The organism is Parvularcula sp. IMCC14364, from assembly GCF_030758415.1.
Lineage (GTDB): Bacteria > Pseudomonadota > Alphaproteobacteria > Caulobacterales > Parvularculaceae > Aquisalinus.
This window is the reverse complement of record NZ_CP132334.1, coordinates 3,175,017-3,189,239: the sequence shown is the minus strand read 5'-3', so window position 1 is coordinate 3,189,239 and position 14,223 is coordinate 3,175,017. Positions and strand designations below refer to the sequence as shown.

At 54.3% G+C, this 14,223-nt stretch carries 20 protein-coding genes; 11 read left to right on the top strand and 9 right to left on the bottom strand.

Annotated elements, in window-relative coordinates; genetic code table 11:
* Positions 1-65: 65 nt before the first annotated feature.
* On the bottom strand, positions 66-383 hold the full coding sequence (locus RAL90_RS14970) for a DUF2853 family protein (RefSeq protein WP_306252063.1): 318 nt from the start codon (positions 381-383) through the stop codon (positions 66-68).
* 204 nt (positions 384-587) lie between these two features.
* Here RAL90_RS14970 and RAL90_RS14965 point away from each other — a divergent pair, with 204 nt between their 5' ends.
* On the top strand, positions 588-1,166 hold the full coding sequence (locus tag RAL90_RS14965) for a DUF2244 domain-containing protein (RefSeq protein WP_306252061.1): 579 nt from the start codon (positions 588-590) through the stop codon (positions 1,164-1,166).
* Positions 1,167-1,249: 83 nt separating this feature from the next.
* The gene (locus RAL90_RS14960; protein ID WP_306252060.1) at positions 1,250-1,789 is read left to right on the top strand and encodes a hypothetical protein; all 540 of its coding nucleotides are present in this window, start codon (positions 1,250-1,252) and stop codon (positions 1,787-1,789) included.
* 14 nt (positions 1,790-1,803) lie between these two features.
* Here RAL90_RS14960 and RAL90_RS14955 read toward each other — a convergent pair whose 3' ends face one another.
* From RAL90_RS14955 to RAL90_RS14930, 6 genes are all read right to left on the bottom strand, one after another.
* Positions 1,804-1,953 (bottom strand): hypothetical protein, encoded by a 150-nt coding sequence (locus RAL90_RS14955; protein WP_306252058.1) that lies wholly within the window; start codon positions 1,951-1,953, stop codon positions 1,804-1,806.
* A gap of 68 nt (positions 1,954-2,021) precedes the next feature.
* Positions 2,022-2,243 (bottom strand): hypothetical protein, encoded by a 222-nt coding sequence (locus RAL90_RS14950; RefSeq protein WP_306252056.1) that lies wholly within the window; start codon positions 2,241-2,243, stop codon positions 2,022-2,024.
* Between the two features lie 31 nt (positions 2,244-2,274).
* The gene (locus RAL90_RS14945) at positions 2,275-2,487 is read right to left on the bottom strand and encodes a helix-turn-helix transcriptional regulator (protein WP_306252054.1); all 213 of its coding nucleotides are present in this window, start codon (positions 2,485-2,487) and stop codon (positions 2,275-2,277) included.
* Positions 2,488-2,490: 3 nt separating this feature from the next.
* Positions 2,491-3,024: a DUF2975 domain-containing protein gene (locus RAL90_RS14940; protein ID WP_306252052.1), complete on the bottom strand. Its 534-nt coding sequence runs from the start codon at positions 3,022-3,024 to the stop codon at positions 2,491-2,493.
* Positions 3,025-3,115: 91 nt separating this feature from the next.
* Positions 3,116-3,247 carry a hypothetical protein gene (locus tag RAL90_RS14935; RefSeq protein WP_306252051.1) on the bottom strand — a complete coding sequence of 44 codons (132 nt, stop codon included), beginning with the start codon at positions 3,245-3,247 and terminating at the stop codon, positions 3,116-3,118.
* 152 nt (positions 3,248-3,399) lie between these two features.
* Positions 3,400-3,531, bottom strand: coding sequence for a hypothetical protein (locus RAL90_RS14930; RefSeq protein ID WP_306252048.1), 132 nt, complete (start codon positions 3,529-3,531; stop codon positions 3,400-3,402).
* Between the two features lie 235 nt (positions 3,532-3,766).
* Between RAL90_RS14930 and rdgB the strand changes: the two genes are divergently transcribed.
* Both rdgB and hemW read left to right on the top strand, forming a co-directional pair.
* Positions 3,767-4,366 carry an RdgB/HAM1 family non-canonical purine NTP pyrophosphatase gene (rdgB, locus tag RAL90_RS14925; protein WP_306252046.1) on the top strand — a complete coding sequence of 200 codons (600 nt, stop codon included), beginning with the start codon at positions 3,767-3,769 and terminating at the stop codon, positions 4,364-4,366.
* Positions 4,367-4,463: 97 nt separating this feature from the next.
* The gene (gene hemW / locus RAL90_RS14920) at positions 4,464-5,618 is read left to right on the top strand and encodes a radical SAM family heme chaperone HemW (protein WP_306252044.1); all 1,155 of its coding nucleotides are present in this window, start codon (positions 4,464-4,466) and stop codon (positions 5,616-5,618) included.
* Between the two features lie 2 nt (positions 5,619-5,620).
* Here the strand turns inward: hemW and RAL90_RS14915 are convergent, their stop codons facing one another.
* A complete protein-coding gene (locus RAL90_RS14915; RefSeq protein ID WP_306252042.1) occupies positions 5,621-6,982 on the bottom strand; it encodes a penicillin-binding protein activator in 1,362 nt (453 codons plus the stop codon).
* A 151-nt stretch (positions 6,983-7,133) separates the two neighbouring features.
* Between RAL90_RS14915 and rsmI the strand changes: the two genes are divergently transcribed.
* From rsmI to gshB, 5 genes are all read left to right on the top strand, one after another.
* Positions 7,134-7,976 carry a 16S rRNA (cytidine(1402)-2'-O)-methyltransferase gene (gene rsmI, locus RAL90_RS14910; RefSeq protein ID WP_306252040.1) on the top strand — a complete coding sequence of 281 codons (843 nt, stop codon included), beginning with the start codon at positions 7,134-7,136 and terminating at the stop codon, positions 7,974-7,976.
* Positions 7,973-8,335 (top strand): YraN family protein, encoded by a 363-nt coding sequence (locus tag RAL90_RS14905; RefSeq protein WP_306252038.1) that lies wholly within the window; start codon positions 7,973-7,975, stop codon positions 8,333-8,335. Before rsmI ends, RAL90_RS14905 begins: the two co-directional genes overlap by 4 nt.
* A gap of 80 nt (positions 8,336-8,415) precedes the next feature.
* A complete protein-coding gene (locus RAL90_RS14900; RefSeq protein ID WP_306252037.1) occupies positions 8,416-8,985 on the top strand; it encodes a BON domain-containing protein in 570 nt (189 codons plus the stop codon).
* Positions 8,986-9,062: 77 nt separating this feature from the next.
* The gene (locus RAL90_RS14895; RefSeq protein WP_306252035.1) at positions 9,063-9,440 is read left to right on the top strand and encodes a hypothetical protein; all 378 of its coding nucleotides are present in this window, start codon (positions 9,063-9,065) and stop codon (positions 9,438-9,440) included.
* 87 nt (positions 9,441-9,527) lie between these two features.
* Positions 9,528-10,469 (top strand): glutathione synthase, encoded by a 942-nt coding sequence (gene gshB / locus RAL90_RS14890; protein ID WP_306252033.1) that lies wholly within the window; start codon positions 9,528-9,530, stop codon positions 10,467-10,469.
* 70 nt (positions 10,470-10,539) lie between these two features.
* Here gshB and RAL90_RS14885 read toward each other — a convergent pair whose 3' ends face one another.
* On the bottom strand, positions 10,540-11,364 hold the full coding sequence (locus tag RAL90_RS14885) for a DUF817 domain-containing protein (protein ID WP_372340485.1): 825 nt from the start codon (positions 11,362-11,364) through the stop codon (positions 10,540-10,542).
* Between the two features lie 222 nt (positions 11,365-11,586).
* On the opposite strand from RAL90_RS14885, the gene RAL90_RS14880 reads away from it, so the two are divergent.
* Positions 11,587-12,423: an alpha/beta hydrolase gene (locus RAL90_RS14880; RefSeq protein ID WP_306252027.1), complete on the top strand. Its 837-nt coding sequence runs from the start codon at positions 11,587-11,589 to the stop codon at positions 12,421-12,423.
* 85 nt (positions 12,424-12,508) lie between these two features.
* Entirely contained in the window at positions 12,509-14,092 is a 1,584-nt protein-coding gene (locus tag RAL90_RS14875; protein ID WP_306252025.1) for a YifB family Mg chelatase-like AAA ATPase, read from the top strand.
* Positions 14,093-14,223: the final 131 nt, after the last annotated feature.

Below are 14,223 nucleotides of genomic sequence, written 5' to 3'. Positions count from 1 at the left end.
ATCAAACAAAAGGGCAGGTGCGCATCACTGCGACCTGCCCGAGATTAAATGCTCAATAAGGTTGCTTAAAGCGTTACGAGCTTGTCCAGCTTATCGGCGACCAGGTAATAAAAAGTGACGCGGTGCTTGTTGCTTTTTTCATCAGCCATCTGCACACAAACTTCATTGATTACTTCGTCCAGCTCTGCGTCAGACTTGTCTGAGGCCAGCTTTTTCTTGCACCAGCTCTCGCGCACACGCTCCAGCTCGGACTTGTCTGAACAGGAAACAAGAGAAGAGTCCCGGTTGCGCAGGGCAATGCCGAGATGCTTGACGATCTTGTCGACTGTTTCCTCACTGGCGTTGGAGCGGTATTTGCGGACGTTCTCGATGTAGTCGCTCATCTGGGTCTCCCTTTTGTGGCGATGTCGGGCCGCGAAGCCCATTAACTTGGTTAATAATACCTTACCTAAGCCGGTTTTGGGGGCTTTCGCCAGTGCCGCAGGCATTTTTTTCATGCCATCATAGCAGCGCCTGGCCGGGTAATTACCACTAGACCAACCTGTCTTTAACTTGCCGCCATACGGTGTGCGGCCTAGATTTTGTCCATGGCACGCACACAGGTCATCGAGAACATGCCCCCCCTGATACAAGGCAAAGCAATGGCTGACGCCTCGCCCACCGGGGATCAATCTGAAGAACCATTGCTCTTTAACGCACTCCTTTATCCCAACCGCTCTCTGCCAAATGCAGGCTTTATCGCGGTCATGACAGTTGTGATCGTCTTCAATGTCCTCGCTGGCATCTGGTATCTGGTTCTGGGAGCATGGCCTGTCCTGTTTTTTGCAGGCCTTGATATTTTCGCTGTCTGGCTGGCTTTTCGCCTCAGCTACAAACAGGGCCGACTGCATGAGCGGGTGCTCATGACCGCCGACGAATTATGGGTCTGCCGCGTTCTCCCGTCCGGTCATGAAAGCCGGTGGCGGCTCCAGCCGTTCTGGACTCGCGTGGAAATGGAGCGCCCCGTACAACATGAAAGCCAGTTGCAGCTTGTCAGTCACGGCAAGACGCTGGTGCTCGGGGCTTTTCTGTCACCGGCGGAACGCGGAGAACTAGCCGACGCGCTGCAAAGGGCATTGCACAAAATGCGTGAGCAGACCGCAACCATGCCGCCGGACAATAATTAAAACTTCAGCATTTGGCCGGGCGCTTTGCAAACAGTCTCATCCCGTCTACTGTCTGGTGTCGTGTTATTCTGAGGTGCGCCTTGTTGAGTTACATTCTGTTCTGTCTGGTTATCGTTGGCGGGCTTTATGCGCTTTATCGATGGTGGTGTGCCCGCATTGAACGTGAGCTGGCAGAAGGAGCCCAGTTTGAGTATGAGCGCCTGAAATCTGCCGAGCCGGAATTCGTGGAAGGCTTTACCGCAGAGACTTTCGCCAGCATTTACACACGGGCAGAGCGCCCACGGGGCCCTGGCTATTGTCTGGCGGTTATTGCAACATTTCTGCTTGGCTCCCCCTTGATGATGGGCCTGCTGGCAGGCGGTGACTGGGCCATGCATCGGTTCGGGTTTATTCCGAACCCGTCTGAAGTTGTCGCCACTGTCATGCTCGATGACAGCGGGCAAACCCGGATCGTCACCGACATTCCGCCTGAGGCATTGCAATATTATGTGCATGACCTTGGCGGTTTTTATTATTTTTTCGGGATGCTGCTTTTCTGGGTTGCGATCGTTGGGTTTTACATGCGCCGCTATCACCAACGCAGACCGGGCCTTTTGCGTGATGAAGTCATCAGGGCCCGCTAAAGCAGAAGTCCGGTTCAGCCATTACTGACATTTTTCGAGAATGTGAATGATATTGCCAGACTGATGATCAGCGGCAACCATATTGGCAGTTCGCCAAGGCCAGGTGTTTCAAACGCTTCCGCCAGATGATCATCAACACACCACCATAATAGCCATAGCCACATGGATAGTCCCTCCTGTTGTAACGCCCTGACACTGAAATGGTGCTTCCCGCTGGCCGCTTCAAGAAGGCCTATCGGCTATCCCGGCCGACGGGTTGTGATCTGTCAACGCCTGCCGTTGAATAGATGACTGTATCCGAATGAGGGGCGGCGGGGAGCGTGAAATTGAGCACGACAAGCGCAAGAACGGTGACAATAGCCGAGAGCATGACGGCGTTCCGCACAAACAGGCTGAACCCCCTTGAGGCAACATGGTTGGTTTGTGACAACATGGTATCCTTGCGCGCCTGCATGATTTCTCTCCTTAATACTAATAATGTAGTATCAATTTCCCTCTTCGTCAAAGCTCAAAATATCGCCCGGCTGACATTCCAGCTCCTTGCAGATCGCTTCCAGCGTGGAAAATCGGATCGCTTTGGCTTTGCCGGTTTTCAGAATGGACAGATTGGCGATGGTCACACCGACCCGCTCTGACAATTCAGTCAGTGACATGCCGCGTTCCAGCAAAATCCTGTCGAGTTTTACACTGATTGCCATGCGTTAAACCGTTAACTCCTGCTCTTCACGCAGGCGCGCTCCTTCACGGAACACTTCTGCGAGAACAAGTGCGATCCCGGCGCCCAGAAAATTCGTCAGATTGAGAGAAAGCTGTCCGCCTTCACCATACTCAATACCCAATATCATTGCGATCAGACCGGACACCGGCACCACCGCGAACTTGGCCAGCTCGGCATACACCACCACTTTGGCAATAATGCTGAACCTGGCAGCGTTATCCGTCTCAAACGGCGTTCCGTCGGAGATCGTTTGCAGAACGACCATCAGACAACGGGAAACCACCACAAACATTACGGCAGTAATGAAACTCTTGGCGACATCAACAAATTCGGACATCGCAAAATCATTAAGATCCAGATCCACACCATGAATACGGTTCAGAACCCCCTCAAGCGGCGCAGCAAAAAAAGTCGCGACCGACAAGATACCCAACACCACCATCGCCACGAGAGAGATGATGTAGATGATGCGCAAAATAACTGACAGAAATCCGGCCAGTTTGTTTTTCTTAATCATCCTCGTTCCCTCGAGTTTAAAAAGTTAGGGCGACATCCACGTTAGGGCGTTGGGTTTAAGGTATGGATGCCGCCCTGTTTTGGCCAGCCTGTCAAATAGTAACAGGCAGGTCAGAAATCGCTGTCATGTAGCCTGCTGCAACCATCACCACGATCAGGACTGTGGCAATCATATGGGCCAGGTTGCTGTTACGGCCGGTTTGGGTTACTTTTTGTTTCGTCATTTCGGTCTCTCCTGGAGATCAGATGATGGGTTCAATGCTTTGCCTGTTATGCGGAGTTGGGTCCGTATTGCGGCAGTTGAAAAGAGTTCAGGGCGGCACCCACGTTAGGGCGTTGGGTTTAAGGTATGAATGCCGCCCTGTTCGTTCCCGCGTCAGATGGTGACAGGCAGGTCGGAAATCGCGCTTGCATAGCCGAGGGCGATCAACGCCACGACAGCTACTGAAGCTGTGATATTGACAAACTGGCCAAAACCAGCGAATTTAGTGTTCTGTTTGTTAGACATGTGAAATCTCCAATTTCTGTTTCTCAAACTATCGTTTTTAACTTCGGGCGGTTTGGCTTTTTGCTTTTCCGCCCTTTTTTCTTGGGTCGTCTTACTCGGTACTCTCTGGCCGTCGTTTTTTGTTCGGCCTTATTGTTTATCAATATAGACATATCGAAAAACGATGCAAGTGCTTTTTATTGAAAAACGATATTTTTTTGTCGTTTTTCAACATGAGGTGTTTTAACTCATTGAAATGACTAGGAAATTTTTTGACAAAAAACTGGTCCTCGCGACCCACAACAAGGGCAAACTGGCCGAATTTTCCGGTCTTTTAGCCCCGATGGGTGTCACCGTTCTTTCTGCCGGCGACCTGAATCTGCCAGAACCAGAGGAAACGGGGGACACCTTTGAAGCCAATTCCGCCCTGAAAGCGCTCGCCGCTGCACAGGCCAGTGAATTACCTGCTCTGGCTGATGATTCCGGCCTCGCTGTCACTGCCCTAAATGGCGATCCTGGCATATATTCCGCCAGATGGGCCGGACCAGAAAAAGATTTTCTGGCTGCCATGCAAAGAGTGGAAGACGGGTTGCATGCGGCTGGCAATGAAGACCGCTCTGCTGCCTTTATATGTGTCCTGACGCTGGCCTGGCCGGATGGCCATACAGAAGTGGTGCGCGGGGAATGCGCCGGCAAGCTGATCTGGCCGCCGCGCGGAGAGGGCGGCTTCGGCTATGATCCGATGTTCATGCCGCTTGGCAGAACCCAGACATTTGCGGAAATACCCGCCGATGAAAAGAAAACCATCTCCCATCGAGCGCTGGCTGTAGAGGCCATGCTGAATAAGTGTTTCTGACTTTACCCATACGCGGCCAGATAATCGGGCTCGCTTCGCGACGTATCCGCAGGTCCGGCGCACAGCCGTGGAAAGGGAAGCCATCACGGCTTAATGCATGATGGGATTTGGCGTCTATATCCATTGGCCGTATTGCACGCGCATCTGCCCCTATTGCGATTTCAACGTCTATCGAAACCGTGACGTGCGAGCAGATCTCTGGGAGAGCGTGCTGGTCGACGACTTGCGATGGTTTGCCGCACAGACCGGACAGCGCAATCTGAGCAGCATTTATTTTGGTGGTGGCACACCTTCCCTGATGCCTCCGGAACTTGTTGGAAGACTTGTTGAGACATGCGCAGAGCTCTGGTCACCCTCTGATAATATTGAAATTACGCTTGAGGCAAATCCGACAGATGCTGAGCAGGCACGCTTCAGCGACTTCAGGAAAGCTGGCATCAACCGCCTGTCTCTGGGCATCCAGTCTTTCAATACCAATGCCCTGAAATTCCTGGGGCGCAATCACTCAGCCGCCGAGGCCCGCGCAGCCCTTGACCTTGCCCTGACTGTTTTTGACCGCACCACGCTGGACCTTATCTATGCCCGGCCTGACCAAAGCCTGAAACAGTGGGCAGAGGAATTGGGCGCGGCACTGGCAACAGGTGTTCAACATCTCTCCTTGTACCAACTGACCGTTGAACCGGATACCGCTTTCCAGAAAGCTGTTGACCGGCAGGACTGGGCCTTGCCAGCAGACCCCCTGCAGGCAGATTTCTACGATCTGACGCAGGATACATGCGCGGCTGCCGGAAAGCCTGCCTATGAGGTATCCAATCACGCCGCAGAAGGTGATGAATCCCGGCACAATATGCTATATTGGACGCACAAGGACTATATTGGCATTGGCCCCGGTGCCCATGGGCGCCTTTCACAAGGCAGCGACAGGTTGGCGATTTCCACAACCCTCAAGCCTGCGGATTATCTGACCGAACCCCCTTCTCGGAAATTCCAGACAGAAACACTCTCGTCACAGGGCCAGGGCGCAGAATATCTGTTGATGGGACTGCGCCTTCAGTCAGGCATTGATATGGACATCTATGAAAAACTGTCCGGCGCGCCCTTGCCTGAAGAGGTCATTCAGAACCTCGAAGGAGAAAACCTGGCGCATTGTACCGCCAGGACACTCTGCCTGACGCCCAAGGGTCGCAAACTGCTCAACAGGATAGCCGTCGAACTGCTGACAAGCCCCGAAGGGTCAGGCCGTACCGGCTGATGCTAAAAGCCGGTTGTGTTCCCGTACGCATCAATGGCGGGCGCCATCATGAAACTCTGCGGTGCAGGGTCTACAACCCGGATGCCAGACTGGCGTATCTCCAGTATTGCCAATCCGCGCTCGACACGACCATCTTGCGTCAGGCGAAACAGTCCGTCCGCGCCGAGAAAGCCATTGGGATCTGCAATATTCTGCGGCACGAAACGCATTCCCTTTGGATTCAGACCAAGACGGGCCGCCAGCAGGGCTGCATCATAGGCAAGAGATGCCAGTCGCGGCGGGTTTTCCGCATAAACGCTGCTATACTGATTACGAAACTTCTCTGACTGAGACGGATCGGGCGCTGCAAACCAGCCCCCCGCAAGAGCTGGTTCACGAGTCAGCCTGGGGTTGTTCCAGGCACTGACACCCAGCAACTTGATGCAGTTCACATTGACATCATAATACGGCAACAATGGCGCAAGAGCCCGTAAAAGTGTGCCTTGTTCCGGCATCAAAACAGCCTGAAAGCCTCCAGAGCCTGCCGCGTAAGGGTCACCAGGCATAGGATTGGAAAGGCGCAGATCGTTATCTTCGCTTGAGCATTTATCGGCATATTGAGCGAGCCTCTTGGCTGGTTGCAACATTGCATCCGGCGATTGCTCATAGCTCTCCTCATGCACAACAATACCACCGCGCACATAGGCTTCCTCGGCAAAGGAACTGCTGACGCGCTGTCCATATTCCGAGCGGGGAGTCAGAAGGCCAAAGCGCATAAAGCCGTTCTTCACTGCGTAATCTGTTACCCGTGCGATTTCCATCTCGGGCGGGAAGCTGAGCAGGTAAACACCGTTACCCGCGATACGCATATCGGAAGAAAAGGCGATCATTGGCACGCCCGCAGAGCGCGTTAACTGCGCGGCTGCCTCAACAGAGTCCGAGAACAGCGGCCCAAGCACCAGTTCCGCCCCTTCGCGCAAGGCTTCCTGAGCGGCAGCCTGCGCACCTTCCGGGGTTCCCTTGGTGTCTTTAGAGATTAGCAGGAAGCGGTCATTGCCGCTTTCAAAAACAGCCAGCTGTGCCGCATTGGACATGGCCTCAGAAACTTTTTCCACATTTTCGGATGTGGATGTGAACGGTAAAAGTAACGCCACCCTGATCGGCTTTCGCCCGTCAACCTGCAGGGCCTCTGTGGTGACAAATGCCTCCTCGTTGTAAACCTCTTCCTGAGGCTCCGGCTCATAGGGAACAGTTTGTGGCGGCGCAGGTCGCGTGATGACAGGTCCACGCGGCTGGTCCATTGTCTCACAGGCCGCCAACAGACCGGCAAGCGCACATAATGCAGCCGACTTCTTTATTATTCCAGAGCCGAAACGGTTCATCATACCTCTGACACCTTTCTGAAACATCCTCGCCGCACCCTTGTCGGCATTAACCATATACTTGTCCCGTACACTATCCGGTTGCATCCAAAGAGCAACCGCAAACATGCAGCTGCATGTCAAACCACCCTTGACCTCAGCCAAGGTGCCTTTCATGGCAGTCAGCATGAGTTTTGAACCGGGCCTTTATGTGACGGCAACACCGATAGGTAATCTGAAAGACATTACCTTTCGCGCGATCGAAATCCTGCAGCAGGCGGACCTGATCCTCTGTGAAGACAAACGGGTCACCGCCAAACTCTGTCAGGCTTACGATATCAAGACCCAGCTCACGGCGTATCATGACCATAATGGCGAAGAGATGCGCCCCCAGATACTGGAACGGTTACAAAACGACCAAGTCATTGCCTTGGTTTCGGATGCCGGTACACCATTGATTTCTGATCCGGGATACAAACTCGTCAGGGATGTACGTGAAGCCGGTATCACCGTTTATACCATTCCAGGTGCCTGTGCCGCCATTGCGGGCCTGACCATTGCTGGCGCCCCAACCGATCAATTCCTTTTTGCCGGTTTTTTGCCGACGAAAACCATGGCACGCAAAAAAATGCTGACTGAGTTGAAGTCTGTGGTCGCCAGTCTGGTCTTTTATGAGACCGGCCCGCGATTGGCCGATGCCCTGCTGGACATTGGCGACATTCTGGGCGACCGGGAAATCGCCATCGCGCGGGAGCTGACCAAACTGCACGAAGAAGTGCGCACAGGTATGGCGCCTGACTTGGCGGCGCATTACTCGCTCCAGCCACCACGCGGAGAGATCGTGCTGGTTGTCCACCCACCACAGGCTCGGCAATGGTCTGAGGAGGAACTGACGGGCCTGATGATTGATCTGCTGGCTGAAAACTCTGTGAAAGACGCGGCCAGTCTGGCTGCCGAGCTAACCAGTATGTCTAGAAAAACCCTTTATAATCTTGCGCTTGGCCTGAAACGACCATGACCGAGAAACGCAAGTCAGAACGCCGGGGCCGGTTTGCAGAGCACTTCGCCGTGGCCATACTCAGCCTCAAGGGATACCGTATTCTGGCAAGACGCTGGAAATGCTCCGTCGGGGAAATTGATATTATTGCCAGCCGGAACGGGACACTCGTCTTTGTCGAAGTAAAGTCCCGAAAATCTGTGACTTCTGCCATTGAGGCGGTTGGCTGGCAAAACCGGCGCCGGATCGAGCAGGCTGCGTCAGCCTATGCCCAGACAAAACGCCTGACGCCCGTACCGGTCTTTCGCTTTGACGTTTTCGCTATGTCGGGCTGGCGAAACTGGCAGCACAGGCGTGATGCGTGGCGCAGTGGTGACTGAGGAAACACAATTGCAGGGTAAAGACCCTTTTCTGCCAGAATGAACAGGCTATTGATTGAAATATAACCAAGGAGGCTTTCATGCGGCTCACATTCATCAAGGCATTTCTTTTGGCAGCAGCGGCCAGCACAATGATTGCCGGCTGCGCCACGAACCGGACTTTTGGCGGCGGCGTTGATGACGTTGCTGCAGACCTCAATCTGCGTGCGCGTCTGTTTGATGACGAGTTGTATGATTACTCAGATGTGGACCTGACCGTTTACGAAGGTCGTGTTCTGTTGACCGGCACCATGCGCACCCGTGAGGGCAAGAGACATCTGGAAGAGCTGGCCTTACGGTCTGCCAATGTGGAAGAGGTCATGAACGAAATCTTCATCGGCCCGAAGACAACCTTCAATCAGGGCACCTCAGATGCACTAATCGACGAGAAACTGGGTTTCGCATTATTGGCAGATAACGGCGTGTATCGCGCGAATTACCAGATCGCCGTTTCCGGTGGTATTGTCTATATCCTCGGCGTCTCCCAGGGGCCGGCAGAACTGACCCGCGTGACAGACCACGCCCGAAACATCAGGGGTGTGCGGAAAGTCATCAGTCATGTGCTCTATGTGGGTGATCCGCGTCGCCAAACCCGGGCAACAGCGCACTGATTCTGGCATAAACCATATGCACAAAAGATATATGGCGCAGAATTGAACACGCCTTGCGATGGTGCTCATCTGATCGAATGTTGCACCATATTGCATCCATATTCATTTTTCTGGCGGGCCTGGTAAATTTCCTGCCTATTCTGGCGATAACATCGGCTGACCGAATTGCGCGCGCCTATGGCATCACGCTTTCTGATCCGAATACAGAAATACTGTTGCGTCATCGCGCTTTGCTCTTTGGCCTGCTAGGCGGCTTTATGATGTTCGCCGCTTTTCGCGCGCAGCTTCACACATATGCCATCATGGCAGGCTTCGTGAGCATGGTCGGTTTCATCCTGATTGCACAGATGACAGGTGAGTATAATGAGCAAATAGGAAATATTGTCCGGGCAGATTACATTGCACTCGGCCTGCTGGGCGCGGCGCTGTTGTGCAAGCTCGCCATCAAGCCCTGACAACACAATCCCTGATACGAAACCGCGCCTGCGCTTGACAGCAAGGCAGGAGGTTCATACGCCACTCCAGAGATTCAGGAGATGCGTATGCCTGCGCTGAAAATTGCCATTCAGATGGACCCGATGGAAGCGGTTGATATCAACGCTGACACCACGTTCGATCTAGCACTGGAAGCCTTCAGCCGCGGTCACAGCATCTGGATATATCAGCCGGAAACCCTGCGCCTTGAAAATGGCCGTGTTGCGGCTCGCACCACAAAGGTCGCCACCTTTGGCCGCACTGCTGGCGGTCATGTAAGCTGGGCCGACGAGGAAGATGTCTCACTGCACGATATGGATGTGTTGCTTGTCCGGCAGGATCCTCCCTTCGACATGGGCTATATCACCGCCTGCCACATCCTCGAACATCTGATGCAGGACGTGCTGGTACTGAATAACCCGAAAGAAATCCGCAACGCCCCGGAAAAACTATTTGTTACTGAATTTCCCGACCTGCACCCGCCAACACTTATCACATCCGATGAGCCAGCACTGCGCCGCTTCCGGGAGGAGCATGAAGATATTATCCTGAAGCCGCTTTATGGCAATGGCGGGGCCGGTGTTTTCCGTGTGCGTCCTGATGACCAGAACTTCTCTTCGCTTTTGGAAATGTTTTCGCAGTTTTACCGTGAGCCGGTGATCGCCCAAGCCTATCTGAAAGATGTACGCGCCGGCGACAAGCGCATCATTCTGATTGATGGAAAACCCGTTGGCGCGATAAATCGTATACCGAGTGCCGATGAAGTCCGCTCCAACATGCATGTTGGCGGCGTTGCCACAGCGGTTGATATATCAGCCCGCGACAGGGAAATCTGTGAGCGCATCGGGCCGGCTCTCTCTGAGCGCGGCCTGATATTTGTGGGCATTGATGTGATTGGTGACTGGCTGACAGAGATCAATGTGACCTCCCCCACCGGCATACAAGAGGTGCGAAAATTCGGCGGCGCCGATATTTCAATACTTTTCTGGGACTGGGTTGAGGCTCAATAGACACTCATAAATCCGCCTCTGGATCATATTATCCCCACAGCAGGACCTTTTCTGTCCAGGAATGACTATCTCATGTCTTTTTGGGCCGATGCACTAAGGTTACCAACACCCATGAGATGATCATCAAAAGATACCATGAGCCCATCTTGGCCAGGGACACGATCCGCCAGCCGCTCTGCTGGTCAGGATAGAGCCACGCCCCGGCGAATGTACCGATATTTTCGGCAAGCCAGATAAACAGCGCAACCAGCAGGAAGCCCAGCAACAGCGGCATCCTGTGTTGCCAGCGCCAGACCCGAAAATAGACCCACGTGCGCCAGTAAAGAAGCCCGGCAAAGCCAAACAGGGCCAGACGGATATCCGGCAGGAAATGGTGACTGAAAAAATTCACATAAACCATTAAGGCCAACAGGCCTGTCTGCCATAGCGGTGGATAATGCGTGAACTGAAAATCATGGGTTCGGGAAACGCGCGCCAGATAAGACCCGACCGCTGCATACATAAAGCCCGAGAAAAGCGGCACCATGCCACCGGCAAACTCCAGCCGGAAGAAATTCGCCTCTGGATACACCCAGGAACCAACACTGGTTTTGAACAATTCCATCACTGTACCGACCACATGAAAGATCAGGATGACAAGCGCTTCCGGCGGACGCTCCAGTCGGGTCACCAAGAAAGTCACCTGAATGCCGACCGCATAGAGAAACAGAAAGTCATACCGGGCCAGCGCCCAGTCCGCTGGATACCAGAAACCTGTGGCCACTATCGCGAACAGGAGCAGCCCCCCGAAAAGGCAGGCCCAGGCCTGTTTGACGCCGAAAACCAGAAACTCCGTGCTCGCCTTTACCAGCCAGCCGGGCAACGATCTACCCAGCCATTGCTCAAGCTGCGGCATGACAAGCGCCAGCGTGCGGTCAACACGATTGTCACCCTGTCCTGAAGTGGCCTCGGACATCCCGTCCTCCCGTTAGAGTGTCATGCATATTATGCTGATGGCTGTGGCAATGATGAGATCATATTATGGCTTTCCATAATTCTATCCCGCTACGCCATACCGGATAACGGGCCGGATAACGGGCCTCTCGCCAAAGGTCTCAATTTCAGGCATAGGGAGAGGATGAGCGAAACAACTTTCACCACCCAGAACGCAACCGACGGTCAAACCCTGTTCGGGCGCAGTCACGTCCCGGAAGCCCCCAAAGCTGTCCTCAGCCTTGTTCATGGTCTTGGCGAACATTCCGGCCGCTATCATGAAATGGCCAGCTGGCTGAATCAGCAGGGCATAGCCGTTAACCTGATTGATCTGCATGGCCATGGCAAAACACCCGGTGGACGCGGCGTCTGTAAAAGCATGGACCTGATGCTGGATGATATCGACGCGCTGCTCGATTACAGCCGCGAAGGCTTGCCCGGCCTACCGCATTTTCTGATGGGGCATTCCATGGGCGGCCTGCTTGTGCTGACCTATGGCCTGCAACGCCCGCCAGCAGATCTGGCAGGTTTTATTTCTCAGGCACCAGCTCTGGAGCCCGTTGAGCTGCCACCAGGAATACAGCTTTCCATCATGCGCTTGCTGCGTCCGCTGCTGCCCAAGCTCGCCGCCTCCAACGGGATCGACCCGAGCACCGTTTCAAAAGACGAAGCAGCTGTAAAAGCCTACATCAATGACCCACTGGTGCATGACAAGATCTGCATCGCACTCGGCCTGGATCTGATTGATACCGGTGCCTGGGTGCGCGAGAATGCAGCGCTGTGGCAAGAACCGCTGCTGCTGATGCATGGGGATCAGGATCTTCTCACCTCCTGCGCAGCAAGTGCCGCATTCGTCAGAGATATAGGGGATCATTGCACATTCGAAATGGTTGCAGACGGCTTCCACGAGATCCATAATGACCCCGAGCGGGAGCAGGTATATGCCCGCATTGCAAGTTGGATTGGTGATCGTCTCACCTGATCAGGCAAAACTCATGTTCTTATTTTGTTCTTGACTCTTGAGCCAATCTGACATATTGGTTTCTCCACATTACTGGAGAGAGAGCATGGTTGCCGAAGTCACCACATTTGCTTTTGAGGGCGTGGATGCGCGACCTGTCAAAGTGCAGGCGCAGGTCACTGGCGGTCATAACGGCATCACTATTGTAGGCCTGCCCGACAAAGCGGTATCTGAAGCCCGTGAGCGGGTGCGGGCCGCTTTTTCAGCTGTCGGCCTTGGCCTGCCGCCAGACCGTATTACAGTTAATCTTGCTCCGGCAGATTTGCCCAAGGAAGGCAGTCATTTCGACTTGCCCATTGCCCTCGCCATCATGATGGAAATTGGGGCTGTCTCCAAAGACCTCGCTGAAGGTTTTGCCGTCATGGGAGAGGTTGGTCTTGACGGCAGCATCATGCCAACCATGGGTTCATTACCCGCGGCTGTCGCTGCCAATGGCCTTGACCTCGGGTTTATCTGCCCTGCAGCCAATGGCCCGGAAGCAGCCTGGGCGGGGGGTGAGGCCGAGATTATTGCGCCGGGCAGCCTCATCCAGCTGGTCAATCACTTCAAGGGGACGCAAATCCTTGCAAGCCCCGTCCCCGGCGCCTTGTCTGATACACCCTCAACACCGGACCTGCGTGATGTCAAAGGACAGGAAAGTGCCAAACGGGCGCTGGAAATCGCTGCCGCAGGGGGACATAACCTCCTCATGTCTGGCCCGCCGGGCTCTGGCAAGTCCATGCTGGCAGCGCGCCTGCCAGGTCTTCTGCCGCCTCTTTCGCCGACAGAGATGCTTGAGATTTCAATGATCCAGTCTCTTGCCGGATTGATTGAAGGAGGCAAAATTTCCCGCATAAGACCTTTTCGCGCGCCGCATCACTCCGCCTCTATGGCAGCCATGGTTGGCGGCGGCATTCGGGTGCGCCCCGGCGAAGCATCGCTCGCTCATCATGGGATCCTGTTCCTTGATGAATTGCCGGAATTCTCAGCACCCGTTCTCGACAGCCTGCGTCAACCACTGGAGACAGGTGACATTATCATCGCGCGGGCCAATGCCCATGTACGATATCCCGCCCGTTTTCAGCTTGTTGCTGCCATGAACCCGTGCCGCTGTGGCTATGGCAAAGCGTCCGGGCGCGCCTGTGGGCGCGGACCAAACTGTGAAGAAGTCTACCAGTCCCGTGTCTCTGGTCCTTTTCTCGACCGGATGGACCTTTCAATCGAGACGCCCCCTGTAACGGCCATGGATCTCGCCGCACCGGCAGATGGTGAGACCACAGCCATCGTTGCCAAACGCGTCGCCAATGCCAGATCTGCACAGGAAGACCGGGCAAAAAAACTTACCCCGGATACAGGCAACACGCCCCAAACCGGATTTGCGACCAGCCCGGCATTGACCAACGCCAAACTGCCCGATCCGCTGCTGGAGCAAGTCGCCAAACCGGATGCCGACGGCGCAAACCTTCTGGTGCGGGCTGCCGAAACATTGAATCTGACGGCCAGAGCCTATACCCGCACCTTGCGCGTTGCCCGGACACTGGCAGACCTTGATGGTAATGACGCCGTTATGCGGCGGCATATTGCAGAAGCCATCAGCTATCGCCGACGCGAAGAAAAATCAGCCGGCAGTGAGTTCCGGGTCGCAACCTAAAACTGATCAAGGACATGCCTGCTCCTGCAGATTTTCCTACGCAACCGAAGGCATGGTCATTTTCATCTGCAATCCCCGCTTATGCTTAACCGTTTCTCAAAGTCTGTCTGCAAATTTGCCTTTTGAAAGGG

Excerpts from the sequence above, each read along its gene's own strand:
- RAL90_RS14915 (WP_306252042.1), bottom strand. The coding sequence starts at position 6,982 with ATGATGAACCGTTTCGGCTCTGGAATAATAAAGAAGTCGGCTGCATTA.
- rdgB (WP_306252046.1), top strand. The coding sequence starts at position 3,767 with ATGACTAGGAAATTTTTTGACAAAAAACTGGTCCTCGCGACCCACAAC.
- RAL90_RS14955 (WP_306252058.1), bottom strand. The coding sequence starts at position 1,953 with ATGTGGCTATGGCTATTATGGTGGTGTGTTGATGATCATCTGGCGGAA.
- RAL90_RS14945 (WP_306252054.1), bottom strand. The coding sequence starts at position 2,487 with ATGGCAATCAGTGTAAAACTCGACAGGATTTTGCTGGAACGCGGCATG.
- RAL90_RS14930 (WP_306252048.1), bottom strand. The coding sequence starts at position 3,531 with ATGTCTAACAAACAGAACACTAAATTCGCTGGTTTTGGCCAGTTTGTC.
- RAL90_RS14940 (WP_306252052.1), bottom strand. The coding sequence starts at position 3,024 with ATGATTAAGAAAAACAAACTGGCCGGATTTCTGTCAGTTATTTTGCGC.
- RAL90_RS14970 (WP_306252063.1), bottom strand. The coding sequence starts at position 383 with ATGAGCGACTACATCGAGAACGTCCGCAAATACCGCTCCAACGCCAGT.
- RAL90_RS14965 (WP_306252061.1), top strand. The coding sequence starts at position 588 with ATGGCACGCACACAGGTCATCGAGAACATGCCCCCCCTGATACAAGGC.
- rsmI (WP_306252040.1), top strand. The coding sequence starts at position 7,134 with ATGGCAGTCAGCATGAGTTTTGAACCGGGCCTTTATGTGACGGCAACA.
- RAL90_RS14885 (WP_372340485.1), bottom strand. The coding sequence starts at position 11,364 with ATGCCGCAGCTTGAGCAATGGCTGGGTAGATCGTTGCCCGGCTGGCTG.
- RAL90_RS14900 (WP_306252037.1), top strand. The coding sequence starts at position 8,416 with ATGCGGCTCACATTCATCAAGGCATTTCTTTTGGCAGCAGCGGCCAGC.
- RAL90_RS14880 (WP_306252027.1), top strand. The coding sequence starts at position 11,587 with ATGAGCGAAACAACTTTCACCACCCAGAACGCAACCGACGGTCAAACC.
- hemW (WP_306252044.1), top strand. The coding sequence starts at position 4,464 with ATGATGGGATTTGGCGTCTATATCCATTGGCCGTATTGCACGCGCATC.
- RAL90_RS14950 (WP_306252056.1), bottom strand. The coding sequence starts at position 2,243 with ATGCAGGCGCGCAAGGATACCATGTTGTCACAAACCAACCATGTTGCC.
- RAL90_RS14895 (WP_306252035.1), top strand. The coding sequence starts at position 9,063 with ATGTTGCACCATATTGCATCCATATTCATTTTTCTGGCGGGCCTGGTA.
- RAL90_RS14935 (WP_306252051.1), bottom strand. The coding sequence starts at position 3,247 with ATGACGAAACAAAAAGTAACCCAAACCGGCCGTAACAGCAACCTGGCC.
- RAL90_RS14905 (WP_306252038.1), top strand. The coding sequence starts at position 7,973 with ATGACCGAGAAACGCAAGTCAGAACGCCGGGGCCGGTTTGCAGAGCAC.
- gshB (WP_306252033.1), top strand. The coding sequence starts at position 9,528 with ATGCCTGCGCTGAAAATTGCCATTCAGATGGACCCGATGGAAGCGGTT.
- RAL90_RS14875 (WP_306252025.1), top strand. The coding sequence starts at position 12,509 with ATGGTTGCCGAAGTCACCACATTTGCTTTTGAGGGCGTGGATGCGCGA.